The 22,431-nt window shown below is 52.0% G+C and carries 20 protein-coding genes; 1 reads left to right on the top strand and 19 read right to left on the bottom strand.

Annotation, left to right across the window (positions count from 1 at the left end; genetic code table 11):
* Positions 1-90 precede the first annotated feature (90 nt).
* From trmD to yqeC, 16 genes are all read right to left on the bottom strand, one after another.
* Positions 91-843, bottom strand: coding sequence for a tRNA (guanosine(37)-N1)-methyltransferase TrmD (gene trmD, locus ACTOY7_RS05465; protein WP_482670750.1), 753 nt, complete (start codon positions 841-843; stop codon positions 91-93).
* The gene (rimM, locus tag ACTOY7_RS05470; protein WP_160281908.1) at positions 840-1,346 is read right to left on the bottom strand and encodes a ribosome maturation factor RimM; all 507 of its coding nucleotides are present in this window, start codon (positions 1,344-1,346) and stop codon (positions 840-842) included. Before rimM ends, trmD begins: the two co-directional genes overlap by 4 nt.
* A gap of 140 nt (positions 1,347-1,486) precedes the next feature.
* Positions 1,487-1,717, bottom strand: coding sequence for a KH domain-containing protein (locus ACTOY7_RS05475; RefSeq protein ID WP_016293905.1), 231 nt, complete (start codon positions 1,715-1,717; stop codon positions 1,487-1,489).
* 53 nt (positions 1,718-1,770) lie between these two features.
* Positions 1,771-2,016 (bottom strand): 30S ribosomal protein S16, encoded by a 246-nt coding sequence (gene rpsP, locus ACTOY7_RS05480; protein ID WP_016293904.1) that lies wholly within the window; start codon positions 2,014-2,016, stop codon positions 1,771-1,773.
* A 92-nt stretch (positions 2,017-2,108) separates the two neighbouring features.
* Positions 2,109-3,467: a signal recognition particle protein gene (ffh, locus tag ACTOY7_RS05485; RefSeq protein WP_300884519.1), complete on the bottom strand. Its 1,359-nt coding sequence runs from the start codon at positions 3,465-3,467 to the stop codon at positions 2,109-2,111.
* A 146-nt stretch (positions 3,468-3,613) separates the two neighbouring features.
* Positions 3,614-3,964, bottom strand: coding sequence for a YlxM family DNA-binding protein (gene ylxM / locus ACTOY7_RS05490; RefSeq protein WP_160281906.1), 351 nt, complete (start codon positions 3,962-3,964; stop codon positions 3,614-3,616).
* A 284-nt stretch (positions 3,965-4,248) separates the two neighbouring features.
* Positions 4,249-5,484, bottom strand: a complete 1,236-nt coding sequence (gene glyA, locus ACTOY7_RS05495; protein ID WP_160281905.1) for a serine hydroxymethyltransferase — start codon at positions 5,482-5,484, stop codon at positions 4,249-4,251.
* Between the two features lie 149 nt (positions 5,485-5,633).
* Positions 5,634-10,403, bottom strand: coding sequence for a PolC-type DNA polymerase III (locus ACTOY7_RS05500; RefSeq protein WP_482670751.1), 4,770 nt, complete (start codon positions 10,401-10,403; stop codon positions 5,634-5,636).
* A 15-nt stretch (positions 10,404-10,418) separates the two neighbouring features.
* Positions 10,419-11,477, bottom strand: a complete 1,059-nt coding sequence (ispG, locus tag ACTOY7_RS05505; protein ID WP_482670752.1) for a flavodoxin-dependent (E)-4-hydroxy-3-methylbut-2-enyl-diphosphate synthase — start codon at positions 11,475-11,477, stop codon at positions 10,419-10,421.
* A gap of 138 nt (positions 11,478-11,615) precedes the next feature.
* The gene (locus ACTOY7_RS05510; protein ID WP_160281902.1) at positions 11,616-12,053 is read right to left on the bottom strand and encodes a hypothetical protein; all 438 of its coding nucleotides are present in this window, start codon (positions 12,051-12,053) and stop codon (positions 11,616-11,618) included.
* A 223-nt stretch (positions 12,054-12,276) separates the two neighbouring features.
* Positions 12,277-12,786 carry a COG2426 family protein gene (locus tag ACTOY7_RS05515; protein ID WP_160281901.1) on the bottom strand — a complete coding sequence of 170 codons (510 nt, stop codon included), beginning with the start codon at positions 12,784-12,786 and terminating at the stop codon, positions 12,277-12,279.
* A 226-nt stretch (positions 12,787-13,012) separates the two neighbouring features.
* Positions 13,013-14,098, bottom strand: coding sequence for a histidinol-phosphate transaminase (gene hisC / locus ACTOY7_RS05520; protein WP_300884516.1), 1,086 nt, complete (start codon positions 14,096-14,098; stop codon positions 13,013-13,015).
* A gap of 169 nt (positions 14,099-14,267) precedes the next feature.
* Positions 14,268-15,461 carry a pyridoxal phosphate-dependent aminotransferase gene (locus tag ACTOY7_RS05525; RefSeq protein ID WP_160281899.1) on the bottom strand — a complete coding sequence of 398 codons (1,194 nt, stop codon included), beginning with the start codon at positions 15,459-15,461 and terminating at the stop codon, positions 14,268-14,270.
* A gap of 115 nt (positions 15,462-15,576) precedes the next feature.
* Positions 15,577-16,515, bottom strand: a complete 939-nt coding sequence (locus ACTOY7_RS05530) for a DUF2156 domain-containing protein (RefSeq protein ID WP_160281898.1) — start codon at positions 16,513-16,515, stop codon at positions 15,577-15,579.
* 218 nt (positions 16,516-16,733) lie between these two features.
* Positions 16,734-17,318: a nucleotidyltransferase family protein gene (locus ACTOY7_RS05535; RefSeq protein WP_482670753.1), complete on the bottom strand. Its 585-nt coding sequence runs from the start codon at positions 17,316-17,318 to the stop codon at positions 16,734-16,736.
* Positions 17,319-17,335: 17 nt separating this feature from the next.
* The gene (gene yqeC / locus ACTOY7_RS05540) at positions 17,336-18,076 is read right to left on the bottom strand and encodes a selenium cofactor biosynthesis protein YqeC (protein WP_482670754.1); all 741 of its coding nucleotides are present in this window, start codon (positions 18,074-18,076) and stop codon (positions 17,336-17,338) included.
* Positions 18,077-18,306: 230 nt separating this feature from the next.
* Between yqeC and ACTOY7_RS05545 the strand changes: the two genes are divergently transcribed.
* On the top strand, positions 18,307-19,716 hold the full coding sequence (locus ACTOY7_RS05545) for a glycosyltransferase (RefSeq protein ID WP_300884513.1): 1,410 nt from the start codon (positions 18,307-18,309) through the stop codon (positions 19,714-19,716).
* Positions 19,717-19,764: 48 nt separating this feature from the next.
* Here ACTOY7_RS05545 and ACTOY7_RS05550 read toward each other — a convergent pair whose 3' ends face one another.
* From ACTOY7_RS05550 to ACTOY7_RS05560, 3 genes are all read right to left on the bottom strand, one after another.
* Positions 19,765-20,544 (bottom strand): ABC transporter permease subunit, encoded by a 780-nt coding sequence (locus tag ACTOY7_RS05550; protein WP_482672018.1) that lies wholly within the window; start codon positions 20,542-20,544, stop codon positions 19,765-19,767.
* Between the two features lie 2 nt (positions 20,545-20,546).
* Complete coding sequence (locus ACTOY7_RS05555) at positions 20,547-21,452, bottom strand: ABC transporter ATP-binding protein (protein WP_160281892.1); 906 nt, start codon at positions 21,450-21,452, stop codon at positions 20,547-20,549.
* Between the two features lie 105 nt (positions 21,453-21,557).
* Positions 21,558-22,166 (bottom strand): TetR/AcrR family transcriptional regulator, encoded by a 609-nt coding sequence (locus ACTOY7_RS05560; RefSeq protein WP_394683714.1) that lies wholly within the window; start codon positions 22,164-22,166, stop codon positions 21,558-21,560.
* Between the last annotated feature and the right edge of the window lie 265 nt (positions 22,167-22,431).

Raw genomic sequence — 22,431 nt, forward strand, 5'->3', positions numbered from 1 at the left:
TTTCTGTCTCCCTGTGCCAGAGGACCATCGCTCTTCTTTTCACAACTATTGTATGTTATCACATTTTTTCGCAACTTGCAAGCATTTCCGTCACATTTTTCCAATCCAGACTTTTTCCTGTTCCGTCAAAGCACAGCGTTCCAGCAGGTCGGGCCGCCGCTCCTTTGTGCGGAGGATGGACTGCTCCCGCTTCCATTTCAGGATATTGGCGTGATGTCCGGATAAAAGCACCTCCGGTACCCGTTTTCCATGCCACACCTCCGGCCGGGAATACTGGGGATGCTCCAGCAGATTGTCCTGGAACGATTCCGATTCCGCAGACACATCGTTGTGGAGCACTCCCGGCACCAGACGGGAGATCGTATCCACCATGACCATGGCCGGGAGCTCGCCGCCGGTCAGCACATAATCCCCAATGGACACCTGGTCGGTCACGATCTCTTCCAGCACCCGCTCGTCGATCCCCTCATAGTGTCCACAGAGAAAGATCAGGTCCTCTTCCTTTGCCAGCTCATCTGCCATGCACTGATTGAATACCGCTCCCTGGGGAGAAAGGTACACCACTCTGGGCTTCCTCTCCTGCTCCCCGCACCCCTGCCGCCGCGTCCGGATCTCCGCCGCCGCCGCCTCGTATGCCAGGTATACCGGCTCTGCCTGCATCAGCATACCGGCTCCACCTCCGTAGGGGTAATCATCCACACTCTGATGCTTATTAAACGCATAGTCCCGGATATTGACGGTTCGGATAGATAGCAGCCCCCGTCCGGCAGCCCGTCCGATGATGCTGGTATTCAGTCCCTGTGATACCATGTCAGGAAATAATGTCAGTATATAAAAATTCATTCTTTCAGCCCTTCCAATAAATGTACCCGCATGCTTCCCGCTTCCACATCCACGTCCAGGATACAGTCCCGGATCGCGGGGATGAGTACTTCCCCTGATGTTTCAAACTGCACTGCATAGACTTCATTGGCACCGGTCTCGATCACGTCTTTGAGGATTCCCTTCTCCCCGTCATCTGTCACCACATCCATGCCCAGCAGGTCGGCAATATAGTACTCGTCCTTCTCCAGCTTTGCGGCATCCTTCCGGGCTACAAGAAGCTGCCGCCCTTTATATTTTTCCACCTCGTTGATATCATCAATCCCCCGGAACCTTACGATGACAAACTGCTTGGAAAACCGGACGCTCTGAATCTCCAGAGAAACCTGTTCCTTTTCCGAAGCCAGTATCACTTCTTTCAGCTTCCGAAAACGCTGCGGATCACTGGTGGTCGGAAATACCTTGACCTCACCGCGGATCCCGTGTGTGGAGGTAATAACCCCCACTTGAAAAAACTGCTCCATGCCACACTCCTGTTTTATAAAAAAGGGGCTGTCGGAAAACAGCCGTATAACCGCAAGATACTGCTGTGATTTATCATACCGCATAACAATATCTTTTGAGAAATCTGTATTTTCCGACAACCCCCAACTTTACTGCGCTCCTATTGGATAATGTCCACAACCACTCGTTTGTCATCCCTGGCCGCAGCCGCCTTGACAACGGAACGGATCGCCTTGGCAATACGTCCCTGCTTGCCGATGACCTTTCCCATGTCACCGTCCGCAACACGGACCTCCAGGACAGTCGTCCTGCCGTCCTGTCTTTCCGTAACGGTAACGCCGTCCGGGTTGTCCACCAATGCTTTGATGATTACTTCTACTAATTCTTTCATGCGCGCGTACCTCCGCGGATCAGATTCTTTGTCTCTGTTCAGTACAGATTCGATTATTTTTCAATTCCTGCCAGTTTGAACAGCTTGCCTACAACCTCTGTCGGCTGCGCGCCGTTGTTCAGCCACTTCTTGGCCGCGTCTTCATTCACCTTGAACAGGCTGGGCTCCTGGTTCGGGTCGTAGGTTCCGATCTCCTCAATGAACTTGCCGTCTCTCGGGGATCTGGAATCCGCTACAACGATTCTATAAAAAGGAGCCTTCTTCTTTCCCATTCTCTTTAACCTGATCTTTACTGCCATTGTCTTGCACCTCATTCTTTCTTGTTTTTATTTTTGTTTGTCATATTCTTTTTCGATCCGCCGGTCAATTTGACTGCCGGATCATTTATGTGTTAAAAAGGAAGCCGAAACCTGCCTTTTTTACCACCGCCCATAAGTCCCGGAAGCTTCTTCATCATCTTCCGGGTTTCGTTGAACTGCTTCACCATGCGGTTCACCTCTGAGATATCCACTCCGGCGCCCTTTGCGATCCTATGCTTTCTCGGAAGATTGATGAGATCCGGATTGCGCCGTTCCTCCGGCGTCATGGAATAGATCATGGCCTCCATCCTGGCCATCCGCTTCTCATTCTCTTCGGAATCCAGATCCGGCATTTTCGACCTGCCGCCCATGGCTCCTCCCAGCCCCGGCATCATGCTCATGACACCGGAAAGTCCGCCCATTTTCTTCATCTGGTTCATGCTTTCCAGATAGTCCTCATAATCAAACTGGGCTTTCTTCATCTTTTCCGTCATCTTCCGGGCCTTTTCCTCGTCCAGCTCTGCCCCCGCCTTTTCGATCAGCGTCAGGACATCGCCCATGCCCAGGATCCGGGATGCCATCCGATCCGGATAAAACTGCTCCAGGTCAGAAAGCTTCTCGCCCATACCCACATAGAGGATAGGCCTTCCGGTCACGGCCTTGATGGACAGCGCGGCGCCGCCTCGGGTATCGCCGTCCAGCTTGGTGACGATTACGCCATCAATCCCTATCTTTTCATGGAAGCTTTTTGCTACGTTGACCGCATCCTGCCCGGTCATGGCGTCTACCACCAAGATCGTCTGGTGTACGGTGACTGCTTCCTTGATCTCCTGAAGTTCGGCCATCATATCTTCATCGATATGGAGCCGGCCGGCCGTATCCAGAATGATGATGTTGTTGCCGTTCTTTGCTCCATGCTCCAGCGCCGCCTTCGCGATATCCGCAGGCTTCACCTTGTCGCCCATGGAAAAGACCTCTACGCCCTGCTTCTCTCCGTTGATCTGCAGCTGCTTGATAGCGGCGGGCCTGTATACATCGCATGCCACCAGAAGCGGCTTTTTGCCCTTCAGCTTGAACTTGCCCGCAAGCTTTGCCGTGGTAGTCGTCTTACCTGCGCCCTGGAGGCCTGCCATCATGATCACAGTCGCGGCACTCCCCGGCTGCAGCCGGATCTCGGTGGTCTCCGAGCCCATCAGGGACACCAGCTCTTCATTCACGATCTTGATGACCATCTGGCCCGGATTCAGTCCGTTCATCACGTCCTGCCCGATGGCCCTCTCCTGGACATCCTTGACGAATCCCTTGACCACCTTGAAGTTGACATCCGCCTCCAGAAGCGCCATCTTGACTTCCTTTAAGGCCGCCTTTACATCCTCCTCGGTGAGCCGTCCCTTGCTGCGGAGATTTTTAAATACGTTTTGAAGTTTTTCCGTTAAGCTGTCAAATGCCATTGTCCAACTCCTCTGTCATCCTGTCGGATGAACATTTCTATACATGATCAGTCACTGAAATCTTCTGTGTTCCTGCGGTTTCCAGGTTATTGTATGGATCGCGCGGTACATGCAGCATCCTTTTTCCTGACGGGCATGCGGCAATCCTACAGCACTTCCAGGATCGAATCAGAAAGCTCCCGGAACTGCCGCCGCAACTCTCCCTGGTTCTCCTTCGTCAGTTCGGCGGTATCCAGAAGCGTCTCCATCTCACGGACCTTCTCCTTGATGGAGAGGAACCGTCTGACCAGATGCAGCCTGGTCTCATATCCTTCCAAAGCCTTCTGACATCGCTTCACCAGGTCATGAACCCCCTGCCTGCTGATCCCTTCCGCTTCCGCAATCTCGCTTAAGGAAAGATCCTCCAGGATAAACTGCTCATAAATCTCCTTCTGGTGGTCATTGAGAAGCTCTCCATAAAAATCATACAGCAGTGCCTGTTGTAAAATCTCATCCATTGCTCATCACCTCTGCTATCTTAACCGAAAAAAAATGTGTTGTCAAGTCTTTTCTCTTTACAAACTTTTGTTCGTGTAAAGTGAGATTAATCCTTCTGCCACAGGACAGCTGAATATCATCTGGAAACGGCATCAGGTTTATTCCAAACCGGTAAGATTATTTGTGGAGCAGATTCGCAATGCTGTACTAATCGAACAGAATGAAAGCTAAAACGCTCGGGGCTGCGGGGAAATATCATTTCCCCGTAGCACCAACTCAGACTATCATTTTAAATATCTTTATATTAGCATAGCGGATACTTTGCAGTCAGCTCCGCCACCATGGCTTTCGCCTTCTCCACGTTATCTTCGCTCTCGATCACCAGGGAAATGATCTCCGCGATCTTTTCCATATCCTCTTCCACCATGCCGCGGGTCGTCACGGCCGGAGTCCCCAGTCTCACACCGCTTGTCACGAACGGAGAACGGGGGTCATTGGGAATGGTATTCTTATTTGCCGTTACATGGGCATCATCCAGACGCTTCTCCAGCTCTTTTCCGCTGAGATCCTTTTCCGTCAGGTCTACCAGCATCAGGTGGTTGTCCGTATCTCCGGATACGATCTTGATTCCCCGTGCCTGCAGGTTTTTGCACAGTGCCTTCGCATTCTTTACGACCTGTTCCATATAGGCCTTGTATTCCGGCTGCAGCGCCTCCTGGAAGCAGACTGCCTTGGCCGCGATCACATGCATCAGCGGACCTCCCTGTGTTCCCGGGAACACGGCCTTATTAAAGTTGAACTTTTTATTCATCTCCTCGCTGCTCAGGATCATGCCTCCCCTTGGCCCCCGAAGGGTCTTGTGGGTCGTGGTGGTGGTCACATGAGCATAGGGGATCGGGCTTGGATGCAGTCCTGTGGCAACCAGGCCGGCGATATGGGCAATATCCACCATCAGGTAAGCGCCCACTTCATCCGCGATCTCGCGGAACCTTTTGAAGTCAATGGTTCTGGCATATGCGCTGGCCCCCGCCACGATCAGCTTCGGACGGCACTCCTTCGCGATCTTTAATACATTGTCGTAGTCGATTACGCCGTTATCATTTACACCGTAAAAGGTCACGTCAAAATATTTTCCGGACAGGTTCACCGGAGAGCCGTGGGTCAGGTGTCCGCCGTGATCCAGGTTCATTCCCATGATCTTGTCTCCCGGTTCTAACATGGCGAACATGGCCGCCATATTCGCCTGGGCTCCGGAATGGGGCTGCACGTTGACATATTCACAGCCGAACAGCTTCTTTGCCCGCTCCCTGGCGATATCCTCTACCACATCCACGCACTGGCATCCGCCGTAATATCTCTTCCCCGGATAGCCTTCCGCGTATTTGTTGGTCAGGGGGCTTCCCATCGCCGCCATCACAGCCTGGCTTACCCAGTTCTCAGACGCGATCAGCTCGATATGAGAATTCTGACGGTCCATCTCCGCCCGGATGGCATCCGCGATCTCACCGTCTGTTTTCCTGATCTCTTCAAAATCGTACATTCTCGTTTCCTCCACATCTCTCGAATTAGAATCCATATGCAAACATACACTGCATTCCAAAAAATATTGTTGCAGCATTCACATCATATCATTTTACTATCCTGTTTACAAGCCTAAGTTTTTTGTGCAATATCCGGATTCGAGCTTTTTTATGCCAGGTCAAACAACGACAGCTGGTTGCTCTGGGGCAGGTCTCCGAAGAGCCCCAGATCCGACATCAGGTCGATCACGGTCACGCTGACTTTGGTCCGCTCCCGGAAGTCATCCAGAGACAGAAATGCTCCGTCCTTGGCCGCCAGCTCCACCGCTTCCGCCGCTTTTTCCCCCATGCCTTCGATGCTGGCGAAGGAGGGCATCAGCTTCCCGTCCACGATCTGGAACTGCTTCGCCTTGGCCCGGTACAGGTCAATGGGCGTAAAATCCAGCCCCCGGGCATACATTTCCTGCACAAGGCGCATGTCCTTCAAAGTATCCTGCTCCTTGTTGGTCAGTGTATCCGACCGTTTTTTATAATCCTTGATGTAGTAGTTCAGCTTCTCCTTCCCCTGGCACATCAGCTCATAGGAAAAGGCATCCGCCCGGATGCTGAAATACGCCCCGTAATAGGCCAGCGGATAGTTGATCTTGCAGTACGCGATCCGGTACGCCATCATGACATAGGCGGCCGCATGGGCTTTCGGGAACATGTACTTGATCTTTTTGCAGGACCCGATATACCAGTCCGGCACATTTTTTTCCTTCATGGCCGCGATCCATTCGTCTTTGAGCCCCTTTCCCTTCCGGACGCTTTCCATGATGGTAAAGGACAGCGCGCTGTCCACGCCCTGGTTGATCAGGTAGATCATAATATCGTCACGAGTACAGATGGCCGTGGAAATGGTGGCCGTACCGGAACGGATCAGATCCTGGGCATTTCCCAGCCATACGTCGGTTCCGTGGGACAATCCCGCCAGCCGGATCAGATCCGACAGAGACTGGGGATTGGCCTCAATGACCATGCTCATGGCAAAATCGGTTCCAAATTCCGGAATGCCTAAGCACCCCAGCTTGCATCCTTCGATGTCCTCCGGCTTGATCCCCAGGGCCTGGGTGCCGTGGAACAGGGATAATACCTCCTGGTCGTCCAGAGGGATCTGGGTGGCCACAAAGGGGTGCTCCTCATTGTAGTCATTTTCCAGGGATTCCGAGGTAATGTATTCCTCCAGCATCTTGATCATGGTAGGATCATCGTGTCCCAGGATGTCCAGCTTCAGCAGGTTGTGGTCAATGGAATGGTAGTCAAAATGGGTGGTCACGATGTCTGTGGTCACATCATTTGCCGGATGCTGCACCGGAGTAAATTCATTGATATTATGGCCGTGGGGCAGCACCACGATCCCGCCCGGATGCTGGCCCGTGCTTCTGCGCACTCCGGTGCAACCCTGGCTGATCCGCTCGATCTCACATTTCCGCTTCCGCTGGTTCTTCTCCTCATAATACCGGCGTACATATCCATAGGCCGTCTTGTCCGCCAGCGTGCCGATGGTCCCGGCCTTGAAGGTATAGCCTTCCCCGAACAGCACCTCTGTGTACTTGTGGGCCTTGGACTGGTAGTCCCCGGAGAAATTCAGGTCAATATCCGGCTCCTTATCCCCCTTGAAGCCCAGGAACGTCTCGAACGGAATGTCATATCCGTCCTTGACAAGCTTTTCCCCGCAGTCCGGGCAGATCTTATCCGGCATATCAAATCCGCAGCAGCCGGAATAGGCCTTCACTTCCTCCGACTCAAACTCGCTGTAATGGCATTTTTTACAATAATAGTGAGGACTTAAGGGATTTACCTCCGTGATTCCCGCCATGGTGGCTACAAAGGAGGAGCCTACCGATCCCCGGGAGCCCACCAGGTAGCCGTCCGCAACGGATTTCCACACCAGCTTCTGGGCAATGATATACATCACCGCGTAGCCGTTGGAAATGATGGAATTCAATTCTCTTTCCAGCCGGGAGGACACCTGCACCGGCAGATCGTCCCCGTAGACCTCGTGGGCCTTTTTGTAGCAGATATCCCGCAGCTTCTGGTCCGAATCCTGGATGACCGGCGGACACTTGTTGGGGTTCACCGGCGCGATCTTCTCCACCATGGCCGCGATCTTGTTGGAATTTTCCACCACCACCTCATAGGCCTTCGCGGAACCCAGATATTCAAATTCCCCCAGCATTTCCTCGGTTGTCCGCAGATACAGCGGGGCCTGATTGTCTGCGTCGCTGAACCCCTTTCCGGCCATGATGATCCGGCGGTACACCTCGTCCTCCGGATCCAGGAAATGCACGTCGCAGGTGGCCACAACCGGCTTTTTGAACTGGTCTCCCAGCTCCAGGATCTGACGGTTTAAATTTTTCAGATCCTCCTCGGTCTGAATGTCCGGCAGCTTTTCGCTCTCCAGCATGAAATGGTTGTTCCCCAGGGGCTGGATCTCATAATAATCATAAAAATCCGCCAGCTTCGCGATGGTCTCCTGGGATTTTTGATTCAGGATCGCCTGAAACAGTTCTCCGGCCTCGCAGGCGCTTCCGATGATCAGCCCTTCCCTGTGCTGGTTCAGCAGGCTTTTCGGAATCCTGGGCCGACGGGCAAAATATTTCAGGTTGGAGGCAGAGATCAGCTGGTACAGGTTATAACGGCCGATGTCATTTTTCACCAAGATGATAATATGGTAGGTGGGGAGCTTGCGGATCGCGTCCTCGTTGGTATTTCCAAACTGGTTGATGCCTTTCAGGGTGGTAATGTCTCTGTCTTTGAGCATCTGCACGAACTTTACAAAAATCTCTGCCGTAGCTCCCGCGTCGTCCACCGCCCGGTGATGATTTTCCAGGGAAATGTTCAGCGCTTTTGCCACCACGTTCAGCTTATATTTTGATAAAGTGGGCAGCAGTACCCGGGCCAGGGCGACGGTATCCACGGAGATAAAATGGGGCTCAATGTCCTGATACCTGCAGTTCTGCTCGATAAATCCCACGTCAAAACCTGCGTTGTGAGCCACCAGCACCGCGTCCCCCACAAATTCCAGAAATTGGGGCAGAATGGTCTCAATGTCCGGATATTCCATGACCATCTCATCCGTGATACTGGTCAGCTTGGTGATCTCAAAAGGAATGGGCCGCCGTGGATTGACGAAGGTACTGAAAGAATCCACGATCTCTCCTTTAACTACCTTTACCGCCCCGATCTCGATGATCTTGTCCTTGATGGCGCTGAATCCCGTGGTCTCCAGGTCGAATACCACAAAGGTATCATCCAGGCTTTCCTCCCCGGCGCCCACAGCGATCTCGGTCAGGTCGTCCACCACATAGCCTTCCACACCGTAAATGACCTTGAACGGGTCTGCCTTGTCCAATCGCTCGATATAGTGGTTGGCGTCCGGAAATGCCTGGGCAGTCCCATGGTCCGTGACCGCAATGGCAGGATGCCCCCACTTGTGGGCGCGGCCTACGATATCCTTGACCTCGGAGACCCCGTCCATATCGCTCATTTTCGTATGGCAGTGGAGCTCCACGCGCTTAATGGGGCTTAAGTCCTGCCTGGACACGGTAAAATCCCCGGTCTTCTTGATCCCGGTGATGGAGCCGATAGTCAGCTCCCCGTCATATTTGTCAATGGTGGTGATGCCCTTGATCTTCAAAAACGCGCCCTTTTTCAGGTCGCCTAACAACTCTGCAAGCTGTTCGTTGCGGACAAACATTTTCACGGTAATGGTATCCGTAAAATCCGTAATCGAAAAAATGATGATGGTCCGTTCATTCCGGATCTCCCGGGTCTCAAAGCTGATGACCTTGCCGTGGAGAGTAATCTCTCCCATCTCCGTGGCCACCTGATCCAGCCGCAAAGGCTCGTCCTCAAAGTCCCTTCCGTAGATCAGGCCCGGCGCGTCTCCCTGCTTTAAGGGGCGCACATAATCCCTGCCGGAGTCCTTCCGAAAGCCGTTTTTCCCCTGGCCATAGGAAAAGCCGCCTCTGCCCGACGCATTGCTCTTTCCGGCAGCAGCCGCACCAGCGCTTCCATTCCTGCCGGCAGCCGTCCCATTTGCGCTTCCATTTCTTCCGTTTGCATTTCCATTTTTCCCGGCTGCGGCACCATTTGCTGTTCCGTTCTTTCCGGCCGCGGCTCCTGCTGCATTCCAGGCCGTTTTGGTTCCCCTGCCCTGGTCTCCGGCTGCATCCGAGTCGCCCGCCCGGTCTGAGGCAGCACCGGAAACACTGCCAGGTTCCTCCCAGGGCGCCGCAAAATCGCTGCCGTTGGAGGGGTCTCCGGAACCCATCCCGTCAGGATCCATTTCCCCGTGAATACTTTTATTCCTCTGGAAAATGGCGTTGATCTCCCGCTGGATCCGCTGTTCCTCAAACTCCCGTGTCTTACTTTCCTTTTTCTCCCGGTAGGTGACGCGGAACTCAGTCGGAATGCCGCAGCGCCGATTGAACACCTCGTCCAGAAGCTCCAGGATCTGCTCCCGTCTTCCTTCGGATACAATGGTATCCGCCAGCTCCAGACAGCAGATCTGCCCCTCCTCAAATCGAAGCTGTGCCTGGTCGAACATATTGGCCGCCAGCACGCTGCTGTCCCGCAGTTCCTGGGAAATGCTCTCCCGGTACTCCGCCATCAGGGCGGCGGGGGTGTACTGCTCGGACAGGCTGTATTCTTCTTCTATATGAATATGGACCATGGAGGTTCCGAACAGCTGCTCCTTGATCTTGTGCTCCATGTGCCAGATCTGCTTCTTCTGAAACAGATGGCGGCTGAATATGTAAACATGCAGAAAATCCCGTGCGGAATTGGTGGTGATCTTCTTCACTTCCACATCCGAAAACAGCATACGGACAGAGTCCTCCACTTTCAGAGTGGGAAATACATCAAAAAATAATTTTGCGGTTCCTACTTGTTCCAAATTGATCAGCTCCTGTCACTCATTTTCCCAGTTCTGTAATTCCCGGCGCAACGTTTCCAGAAGTTCCTCTTCCTTTACCTTTTTCACGACCTCTCCCTTTTTGATCAGAAGTCCTTCGCCCTTGCCGCCCGCGATCCCGATATCTGCTTCCCGGGCTTCTCCCGGGCCGTTCACGACGCATCCCATGACTGCTACCTTGAGATCCAGCGGAAATTCCTGAACCATCTTCTCCACCTGATTTGCAAGCCCGATCAGGTCGATCTGGGTTCTGCCGCAGGTAGGACAGGATACCACCTCAATACCGCCCTTGCGAAGCCCCAGGGTCTTCAAGATCAGCTTTGCGGATCGGATCTCTTCCGACGGATCGCCGGTCAGGGACACCCGGATCGTGTTTCCGATGCCTTCATAGAGAATGATCCCAAGGCCTATCGAGGATTTGATATTTCCGGAGTAGACCGTCCCTGCCTCCGTGATTCCCACATGCAGCGGATATGGACACTGCTCTGCGATCAACTCGTGGGCTTTCACGCACATCATGACATCGGAGGATTTGATGCTGACCACCAGATTATCATACCCCATCTCCTCAATCATCCGCACCTTATCCAGCGCGCTCTCTACGATTCCTTCGGCCGTCACTGCACCATATTTTTCCAAAAGTGTTTTTTCCAGGGAACCGCTGTTGACGCCGACCCGGATGGGAATCTCATGCTCCTTCGCCTTATCGACGACGGCCCTCAGGCGCTCCTCTCCACCGATATTGCCCGGATTGATCCGAATCTTGTCGGCTCCGTTCTCAATGGCCGCAATCGCCATCCGATAGTCAAAATGGATATCCGCCACCAGAGGGATCTGAATATTTTTTTTGATCTCCCGCAGTGCCTCAGCCGCTTCCAGTGTGGGAACGGTACAGCGCACGATCTCACAGCCTGCCGCCTCCAGCCTGTGGATCTGCTCTATGGTTCCTTTGATATCCTCGGTCTTTGTATTGGTCATAGACTGGATCGCCACCGGATGATTTCCTCCGATCACCACGTCTCCGATCCGGATTTCCTTTGTGTTCTGTCTCAGCATGTTCTATTGTCTCCTTTCCGATATCTTATAAAACAGCCATAAATAGGATGCCTTGAGGTATATTCCATGACACAAAACAGCCCTGCATATCCGGAGCTTCCCGAACATACAAAGCTGTTTATCCCTCCATGCGTTATCCTACTCTTTTTCAAATACCATCTGATCACCATACTCCCGTTCTGTCAGTGTCAATTCTCCCTGTTCCAAGCTGTAGTCATAGCTTCCTTCCATGTTCTCCGCGGCAAAACCGGATTCTGCCGACGTATCATAGACCGCCTGCGAGGTCCCGTTTTCCTCTCCCTGATACAAGGTGAATATTTTGGATTTCAGATCCACATGATACTGCAGTTCTACCGCGCCGTCCGATTCATCCGGCCATTCGATGGACGCAGATCCGTTGCCCTGGATCCGCATGACAAGGCCGCTGCCTTCGTTCACCCATCTTCCCTCCAACGGATTCGAAGTAAAAAGCGTATATCCAAAAAATACGGCGATGACAATGATCAATACCGATGAAACGGTCATCGCAATTCTCCAGAGCTTACTTCTTTTTTTCTCATCATTTTCCGCAATCATGCCGCAACTTCCCTCCCGGCGGAACATTTGGCCGCTGCTTGCCAGAAAACCGGCAATACACGGCAGTTATTCTATATCGTTCCGCGCCGTCTTTACCTTTATTATACGGATATTTCAAACCGGTGTCAACGGGTGGATTTCATCAGCGGATTCCTAACACTATAAGTGTTACTGTTCCTGACCAATCAGCGTGGTGATTGGTCAGGGTGTGACATGTAACGACTTATACAAAAATCCCGCCAAGTACCGCATAAGACAGCACCGTCATCAAAAATGCCGCCACAAACACTCCCAGCACGATCGCCGGAAACGCCTTCCGGAAGCGGATTCCGATTAATGCCGCAATCAGGGAGCCTGTCCAGGCTCCGGTGCCCGGAAGCGGGATCCCCACAAAGGCAACCAGTCCCCAGAACTCATATTTTTCAATGTTGGCGCTCTTGCTCATGGCCTTTTTTTCCAGCTTCTCTACCAGCGGTTTCAGCCGTTTCGTGCCCTTCATCCAGTTAAAGATCCTGGTGATCAAAAGGAGGATGAAGGGGATCGGGATCAGGTTTCCGACGATGCAGATGGGGATCGCTTCCCACATGGGTACGTCCAATACCGCCGGTCCCGCGGCCAAAAGCCCCCCTCGAAGCTCCAGGATCGGAACCATGGAAATGATAAACAAGATCACTTCTTTTCCGACTTTTCCGCCTAAATTATCTATGAACCAACTGATCAGTGCTTCTTTCATCTTCTAAATTCTCTCCTGCTGTTTTTGCTGTTTTATGTCAGATTCAGAAATCGCTGTCTCTGTATGTTTCGAATCCCTTTCCCAAGCAGGAAAAAGCAGAGACTGCGATACGGCATATTATACTGCACGCCAGATAAATCTGCCGCACAGTATAATTGATTCGCACAGCCGCATAAGGAAATATGCCGCTTCGCGGCTGCGGCTGGCGCGATACTCACGGCAGATTTCATCGGCCGTGAGTATAACACATATACGCTCTCAGCGCCGCGAACAGCGCCTCCATCTCTTCCCTGGTTCCCACGGTGATCCGCAGATACTGGCGGATCCGTTCGCTGTCCCAGTGGCGCACATAGATATCCTGTTTCTTCAATGCCTCGAACAGTTCCCCGGCATCATACCGGGGATGTCTTGCAAAGATGAAATTTGCCCTGGAATCTGGAAATTCGAAGCCTAACCTCCGAAGCTCTTCCTTCGCCCATTCCCTGGTTTCCACGATTTTTTTTGTGGTCTTCTCAAAATATGCCCGATCCTTCACCGCCTCCGTTCCGCAGACAATAGACGTCTGATTCATGGTATAGGAATTGAAGGAATATTTCACATCGTTGAGATACCGGATCAGTGCAGGGCTGCTGATCGCATATCCGATCCGCATGCCGGCCATGGAGCGGGCTTTGGAAAAGGTCTGGACAACGATCAGGTTGCTGTATCGGCCGATCAGCTCCAGCGCGGATTTTCCCGCGAAGTCAATATATGCCTCGTCCACGATCACGACCGAATCCGGATTATGGATAAGAATGTCCTCTACGAATCCAAGCTCCTCATAGATAGCCGTAGGCGCATTGGGGTTGGGAAAGATCACCCCGCCGTTTTCCCGGTAATAATCTTCCTTCACGATCCGAAAATTTTCATCCAGCTTCGGGCATTCATAAGGAATCCGATATAATTCTGCCCAGACTTTATAGAAGGAATACGTAATATCCGGGAAAAGTATGGGCTTTTCGGAGTTAAAAAAGGTCAGAAAGCACATGGACAGCACATCGTCCGATCCGACGCCAACAAACACCTGATCCATGCCTACCCCGTAATGCTCCGCCAATGCGGACACCAGGTCATTTGCGGAAGGATCCGGGTATAACCTGAACCTATCCGCATCCATTTCCCGCAGAGCGCGCTCCACCCCAGGGGCGGGCGGATACGGATTTTCGTTGGTATTCAATTTAATCACCTTACGCTGAGGCTGCTCGCCTGGTACATAAGGGTCTACTTTTCGTATATTCTTTATGATTCCGGGATTGGTTTCCACTGATCTCATCTCCTGTTATTCTGTCTGTTTGTGTTGGACTGTCATTCCTTTTCCAGGCAGTCCAAGTCTGGGTGTATCCTGCGGTACGGCTCATATATTGTATCATTCCTTTTCCTGACAGCAGACCTCCAGCTCGTCTGCCATACAGACTATCGCTATCGCGCCGCTTCGCATCGGATCATCTGCAGTCATATTCCTTCGCCAGCTCTGCGAATCTGGGCAGGGAATTTACGATCGTTTCATGGGACACACAATAGGCCAGTCTGACATATCCGGGACATCCAAAGGAGCTTCCCGGAACAATCAGAATATTATATTTTTTTGCCGCCGCGCAGAATGCCTTTTCATCCGTAACCGGAGATTTTACGAAAAGGTAAAACGCTCCCTCCGGCTTGACGCACTCAAAGCCCAGTTCTCTCAGGCCGTTGTATAGTGTCTCCCGGTTCCGGTCATAGAAGGAAATATCCGTCTTTTCGTTCAGGCAGTATTTGACCACCTTCTGCTGCAGTGTCGGCGCATTCACAAATCCCAGGATCCTGGTCGCCACATTGGCCGCGCTGATCAGCGCCTCGCTGTCCGCCGCTTCATCGGGGATCACCAGATATCCGATTCGCTCCCCGGGAAGCGACAGGGATTTGCTGTAGGAATATCCTACCACCGTGTTTGCATAATATTTTGTCAGATAGGGGACCTTTGCACCGTCATATGCAAGCTCCCGGTACGGCTCGTCTGAGATCAGATAGATCTCCGTTCCATATTCCTTTTGCTTTGCTTCCAGAATGGATGCCATCCTCCGGATCGTCTCCTCAGAATAAACGACTCCGGTGGGATTGTTGGGCGTATTGACGATCACGGCCTTTGTCTTTTTCGTGATCTTCTCTTCAAACTCATCCAGCTTGGGCTGGAAATCCACGGTATTGGGAGAGATCTCCACCAGGACGCCGTCGTAATTGCTGGTATAGCTCCGGTATTCTCCGAAATAGGGCGCAAATACAATGACCTCGTCCCCCGGATTCAGCAGGGACTTTAAGATCACATTCAGCCCGCCGGCCGCCCCCACGGTCATGGTAATGTTCTTCGCCGCAAATGCAGTGCCGAACCGCTCATTCAAGGATTGTGCCACAGCCTGTCTCACATCCTCATATCCTGCATTGCTGTTGGTGTAGCCATGAAGCGCCACCGGATCCTCCTCCTGCAGAATCTCCAGGATGGCCTGTTTCACTGCCGCTGGCGCGGGGACATTGGGATTTCCCAGGCTGAAATCATATACGTTTTCCTTGCCGTAGAGCTTTGCAAGGCGGTTGCCCTCTTCGAACATTGCACGGATTGCAGAACTGTTTGCCACCATATTTTCCATCTTTTTTGAAATCATCGTATCTGTCTCCTTTTTCCGCAGGACCGAATCTATTGTTCTCCCGCTCATGATCTGATTCCGATTGCTGAAATTCTATTCCCGGCAGGTGATCTCCCTGTCTCGCGGTCATACCTTATGAAACGGCCGAATGGCTATAATGGGATGCCCTTGGGTATGCCTTCCGGGTCACGATCCCTTTTTCTACAAGAAATGCCGGATGATAGGAAAGCTTGGATTTCCTCAGTCCCTCCGCTCCGGTGTCTTCCTCCCGGTTTACATATTGATACTCCATGCATTCATGCTGTACAAACTGCTGGTTGATCATTGGGTAGGCCCCTTCCACTTCCGCAAACGCTTTCTCCACATGCACTACAAAGGTATCCTCGCAGACCGGCTCTCCGACACAGAAGGCCACCACTTTGCCCTCTACCCGGATCAGGCCGCCCTTCATCCCCAGTTCCTGGAACAGACGCAGGAAATTCAGAGTCACACACATCTCCGCGTTTTTTTCCAGGTCCTCCTCACAGCCGTTCTCGTTACGCCATTCCAGGGCCATCTGAAAGCATTCTTCCGCATTTTTCCCGGTAATCGGCTCATAACTCCAGTCCGGATACAAGGACTTGAACTTATTGATGTGATTGCGTTTGCCGTGCAGCTTCTTTCCCGCCAGGGTGGCAAGCTTCTCCGTCTCATATACATAGTCCGCTTCATCCCGGAGGTACTCGATCTGAAACTGCCCCGGATACCATGCCTCCATCTGGGCAAAATTTTCTTCCGTGACATTGTAAAGTATAAAGGGAGCCTTCTGTTCCTCTGTGTATCGCATCAGGTATTCCAGCGCCCGCTTCACGGCCTCCGGTTCTCCTGCCGGGTAGGCGAACGCAAGCTTCTCTCCGTCATCCCGAAAGACCAGAGCGCCTTCTATGACCGCATATTGTACATGATAGTGCCTGGACCAGAGGTAAACATTCGCAAAGGTCCGCTCACAGCTTCTGCTCGGAGCCTTCTCAAAATACGGGGCAATGATCTCCTGATCCTCCAGTTCCGGCCTTTTAAACAGTATCTCTTCCATTTTTCATTCTCCATCTCTTTTCTGTGCCCCTGCCCCAGAATTTTCCAGCGGGGGGCGGCGCACATTTGTCAGTATAGCATATTCTGTGCGGTTCTGACAAGATTTATCAAAAATCTTATCCTATAGAAAAGTTTTTATGGACTATTGGGGAAAAATTTTATGCTGTTACCTATCTTGACTCTTTATATATTTTTCATTTTGTATATATCAGATTGCTTCTAAGACAGCTTTTTATTATTTTGTGGTAATGTATCCACATCCTGCAGTTCCCCGACATCCAAAATGGGAAAATATAGGATTTGATCCAGATGCTTTTTCAGAACCTTCCGTCCCCCCTGGTCTTCTTTCAATTCCAACAATTCCGGAAAATAGTTTCGGGAAAACCAGGCCGGATTTCCGGTCTGGTCCCCGCATGTCACACAGCCAAGCTCTGCCCGGTTCCTTTCCATATATTCCAAAAAGGCCTCTGCGCTCTCTTCTGCAAAACAGGGCTGGTCCGCCACAAAAAACGCACAGGCCTGTGCATCTGCCGCAGCTTCCAGACCTGCACGGATGGAATAGGATACCCCTTTCTGGCTGTCCGGTGAGAATATGGCACGAATATTTCCCGCGCGTACTTCATCATATATCTGTGGATATTGTGTCACCACGATCACTTCCCAGTCGGCATGTTGCCTGCTGAGGCTGACCAGCCTGTCCAATAAGTGCCGATACAGAGGCCGCCCCTCCAGTTCATACAAAAGCTTGTTGGAACCGAATCGGTGACTGTTCCCAGCCGCCAGATAAATCAAACGTACTTTCATCTTTCCTCCACCAGTTTTCAGGAATTCGCAGTAACAATCACCCGAATCTCCTTCCTGCGATCCATTGCCTCCCAGACTTCCAACGCCGCGTCGCGCCGCTTTCGGGTATCTGCCTTATTCAGGACAACTGCATACCGCATCCCATCCCCTGCCCCTTTCCTTCCCGCCAGCCTGCTCTGTGCAAGAGCCGCAATATCCTGCGTTGTCAGCAGTTCCTCCGGGGACTTCCCCAAAAAATCAGCCAGAAGCTCTGCCCGGAAGCAGACCTCTTTTATTTTTCTTCCGGGTGCGTCCATGCCGCATATGTACAAAATATGGGTGGTCTGCGGCAGAATGACCGGTTCGTGGTCTGCCGGGAATTTCACAGGAAGCATTTTCGCCCCATCCGCTTCGATCAAAACAGGATTCGGAAGCTTTAAAACCGCTTCCAGAACCTCCTCGGGAAGGCTCTTTATCTTTCCATTCCCTGCCTTCCCGCCTGCAAATACACAACCCTCTTTGTCCAGAAGCGCAAGGATCTCCCCCACAGACGGATCTTCCAAAAATAACGGAGAATCTTCTCTAAACAGATGTGTGGTGGTTGTAACAATCGGCTTCCTTCCCATATCTGTATATTCTGCCGCCAGCCGTTTTAATGTAGTGGTTTTCCCGCCTGCACCAACTGCAGAAATTCTCGGAGCCGTTGTCTCTGCAAGATCAAATGCTTCCAACAATGTTTGTTTTGATATCAGATTTCCATATACTATCTCACCAATCATTTGCATACCTCAATCGATTTACCTGCTTATTTGATTATTCTACTATATTTTGATGCGGTTCACAACAAAACATTTCCGCATATTTTTGCTGAATCAACTTTTTGAAAACCGCCGTTTCCATTTCTTTACAGATCTGCTAAAATATCTGTAACCACACAGGAAATCTGCCCCTGCAGCTTTTCCGCATACAATGATATTCAAAGAGACCTACAGTAAAGGAGAGTACACCCATGACCCCAACCGTAAGTATTATTGTTCCTATATACAATGCCGAAAAGCATCTTGCACGCTGCATTGACAGCATCCTGAACCAGGAATATACGGATTTTGAGCTTCTGCTGGTCAATGACGGCAGCACGGATTCCTGCGGCAGCATCTGTGACAGTTACGCCGAACAGGACTCCCGGGTCCGTGTGATCCACAAGGAAAACACCGGAGTATCCGACAGCCGCAACCAGGCCATTGACCGGGCGCGGGGAACCTATCTTCAATTTCTCGACAGCGACGACTGGATCACGCCGGACGCTACCAAGCTGTTCGTGCGTGCCGCCGAGGAGCACTGCTGCGATCTGGTGATCGCTGATTTTTACCGGGTTGTGGGAGAACGTCTGTCCCAGAAAGGGGACATCGAAGAGGATTCCGTAATGACACGAGAGGAGTTTGCGTCGCATATGATGGAAAATCCTGCGGATTTTTATTACGGCGTACTCTGGAACAAGCTGTACCGCAGAGAGATTGTGGAGAAATACCGCCTGCGCATGGATGTGACCATCAGCTGGTGCGAGGATTTTATGTTCAATCTGGAATATATCCGCCATGGGAAAGCCTTCTATGCCCTGCACGCCCCCATTTACTACTATGTCAAGACAAAAGGTTCTCTAGCCAGCCAGGGCGCTAGCATCACCAATACCGTGAGAATGAAGCTGATGGTATTTGAATACTACAATAATTTCTATAAACAAGTTTTTGACGAAACGGATTATGAAAAGAAACGGCTCCAGGTCTACCGCTTTCTTGTGGATGCCGCCGGGGACGGCATGGTTCCTCCTGCCATCCTGCCGGGCAGCAAAAAACTGGGGGAAGAGCACACCAAGGTCTGCAGCGAGGCGATCGCCGGGGAGGGCATCCTGATGGAGGTCTACCGAAATCGGAAGCTTCTGGAATATTATCTGGAAACCGCGGCCCGAAAGAACGGTCTGACCGTAGCCGAGGCCAGCCTGCTTTTCTGCCTGAGCCAGCCTCATCAGATCACCACCCGGGCGGAGCTTGCTGATTTTGCAAATATTTCCCGCAGAGCGCTTTCGCTGACCCTGCAGAAGCTGTCCGCGCGGGGGCTTCTCAAGGTGGAGGAGATCCGGCGGACGGACGGGACCTCCAGGGCAGACCGCATTCCTCCTTCGGATCCTGCGGAAAGCACCGCCGATCCCCAGGCTTTCGGATCTGTTTCCAGATCCCGCCGCAGACAGATCCGGATCACGCTTCTGCCCGAAGCTGACCAGATCATGGAAGATCTGGCCGCTGCACAGAATGACTATGACCATGCCCGTTTTAAGGACTTCAGTGAAGAAGATCTGGTACAGTATGCTCTTTTATCCGAAAAAATGAAGGAAAATATCCAAACTGTATTAGAGCGTGTCTGAACATGCCTTACCGAAAGCGATTTCCAGGCACACATCCGCCGGATCCTTTTACGCAATATCCTTCCTGCAGTACTTCATATATGCCGCCGCAATCCCCGCGGCTCCATATGCCAGCCCCAGCGCGACCAGCCCCCATTCCAGACTCACGCTGGTCACAATATCCGAGCCTTCCGCATACCCGAAGGGTGTGATATACCGTAGAAATTCCGCGCTGTCGGTGATATTGGCGATCAGGTTCAGAAAATACAGGACGGCCGCCGCGCCAAGCCCGATCCCCATACCTCCATGCCTTAGAAAGGCGGAGATCCCGAAGCAGACCGCCGTAATCTCGATCTGCAGCAGCAGATAGGCCAGATGCAGAAGCGACACCTCTTTCCAGGGAATCTCCTCCCCAATCACCGCGATGGAGCCGATGGAAGCCGCATAAATAACCGCATTCAGGATCACAATCTGCAGCCCCGCCGCGACCAGCTTGCAGGTCACGATCCGGGCACGGCTGACCGGATGGGTCAGGAGAAATTCCGCCGTATGGTCTTTTTCCTCCTTTGCCAGTATGGACACCCCGCAGAGCGCCGAGAAAAATGCCCCGCCAAGCCCCAGGATGTTTCCGCATTCTACGGCATAGAACCCGGTCAGCGTGCCGAAGCTGATCTTGTCCATCCCAAATGCCTCGGTAAAGCTCCCCATGGAGGCAAACATATCGCTGACTCCGTCCATCTCTTCCTTCATCTCCGGAAAGATCAGGATGCAGATTACAAGCAGAAAGCCCACTGCCGCCGTCCACGCTGCCAGAGAAATCCTGTTTTGCTTTAATTCATGCCGGATCATGATCATTTTTCCTCACCTCCGTTCATTCCTCTGTCTCCCGCAGGATCCAGATAATAATGCAGAAAGATCTCCTCCAGATCCGGCTCGGATATGGTCAGATCTGTGATGTCCTGCTCTGCCAGCACCCGCAGAAGACTGCGGATCTCTCCGCCGTACAAAAAGCTGATCCCGCTCCCGGTCTGCCGCAGGTCCCGCATCTCTTTCCATTGAGGCAGAGAGAGCTCGCCCTGGACATGAACCCGTTTTGCGCTGGTCCGGGAGAGTGCTTCCACACTGTCGCAGGCGATCAGCTTTCCTTCCCGGATGATCGCTGCCCTGATGCAGTTCCGCTGGATCTCCGAAAGCACATGGGAGGATAAAAAGATGGTGGTTCCCTGGGCATTCCTCTCTTTTAATATCTCGAAAAACTCCCTCTGCATCAGCGGATCCAGACCGCTGGTAGGCTCATCCAGGATGCACAGCCCGGGGTGATGCTGGAGGGCACATACGATGGACACCTTTTTCCGGTTTCCGAATGACAGCTCGTCCACCTTTTTGGATACGTCCAACTCCAGCCGGCTGCATAGCTGCTCCGCCTCCTGCGCACAATCCTTTTTCCGCAAGCCCGCGGAAAGCCGGATCACCTCCCTGACCCGCATTCCCGGATAAAACACGGCTTCCGACGGCATATAGCCCACCTCTGCCAGTATACTGCTTTTCTCTGCCGCAATGTCCTTTCCAAAAATCCGGGCGCTGCCGCCGGAGCTTCGGAGCAGCCCCAGAAGTGTACGGATCGTGGTACTCTTCCCGGCTCCGTTGGGACCGATAAATCCAAAAAATTCTCCCTCCGGAACCGTCAGGTTCAAATCCACGATCCCTCTGGATTTTCCATAGAATTTCGTCAGTCCTTTCATCTCAATCGCGTTCATCTCGCATCTCCTTTCGAATGAATCTTCTTCCTGCGGTACCAGGCTCTGCTTCCTGATGCAGCCTGCCAGCTGCGCATATTCCGGCACACTGTTTTTGCCGAGCCTTCACTCCCTCAGATAGGTCTTCTTCCAAAATTCAAACATTTTCGTAAAATCCGCTTCCATCTGATCCACATCCATCTCCTCATTCTGCATAAATTCCCAGAGATACCCAAGCGATGCCAGATACATTTCCTGATACATCATGGACAAGTCGATCCCTTCCCGAAACTGCTTCGGATCCAGATTGAGAAGAGTGCTGTTTGCTTTGATGTCCTTATACCTTTTGTAGCTCTCCTGGATCTCCGTACTGACCTCCGGATCCCTTTCATAGAACACCTTCATCGCATATTTGCCGATATAGGGATAACGATGCATGAGCCGGATCTTGGCCTGCATCCCCCGATAGAGCATTTCAAAAAGATCCGTCTGTTCGTAGCATCCGTATTGTTCCAGATATCGGATCGTCATCTCTGCGCAGGTGTCCCAGAGAAACAGGTACAGCTCCTTCTTATTGCGGAAATAATGAAACAGCAGGGACTTGCTGATCCCAGCCTCGTCCGCGATCTCACTCATGGGGCTCTTCTTATAAGAATTCTGAGAAAATACACGGTAGCCGGCATTCAGGATTCTCTGCTGTTTTTCTTCCGGCAGCGCAAAAAATTTTTCATTCATGGCAACTCCTCCATTATGTGCAAGCAACCATTACCGCAGATTTAAAATGCGGCAGTCTCTTTTATTGACCATACCGGTTTATATCCATTATACCCCATTGACCATTTTTGAGAAGACCCCTTTTTTGTTTTTCACCTGGTGCTCCGTCCGCGCTATGGGTCACTCTTTGACAACTCATCCATTTAGAACCGGACTCCCGTATTTCCGGACGGAGCAACGGCTTATCCGCGCCACAACACAATAACCCTCCGAACTGCATATATTG

The organism is Schaedlerella sp., from assembly GCF_056796775.1.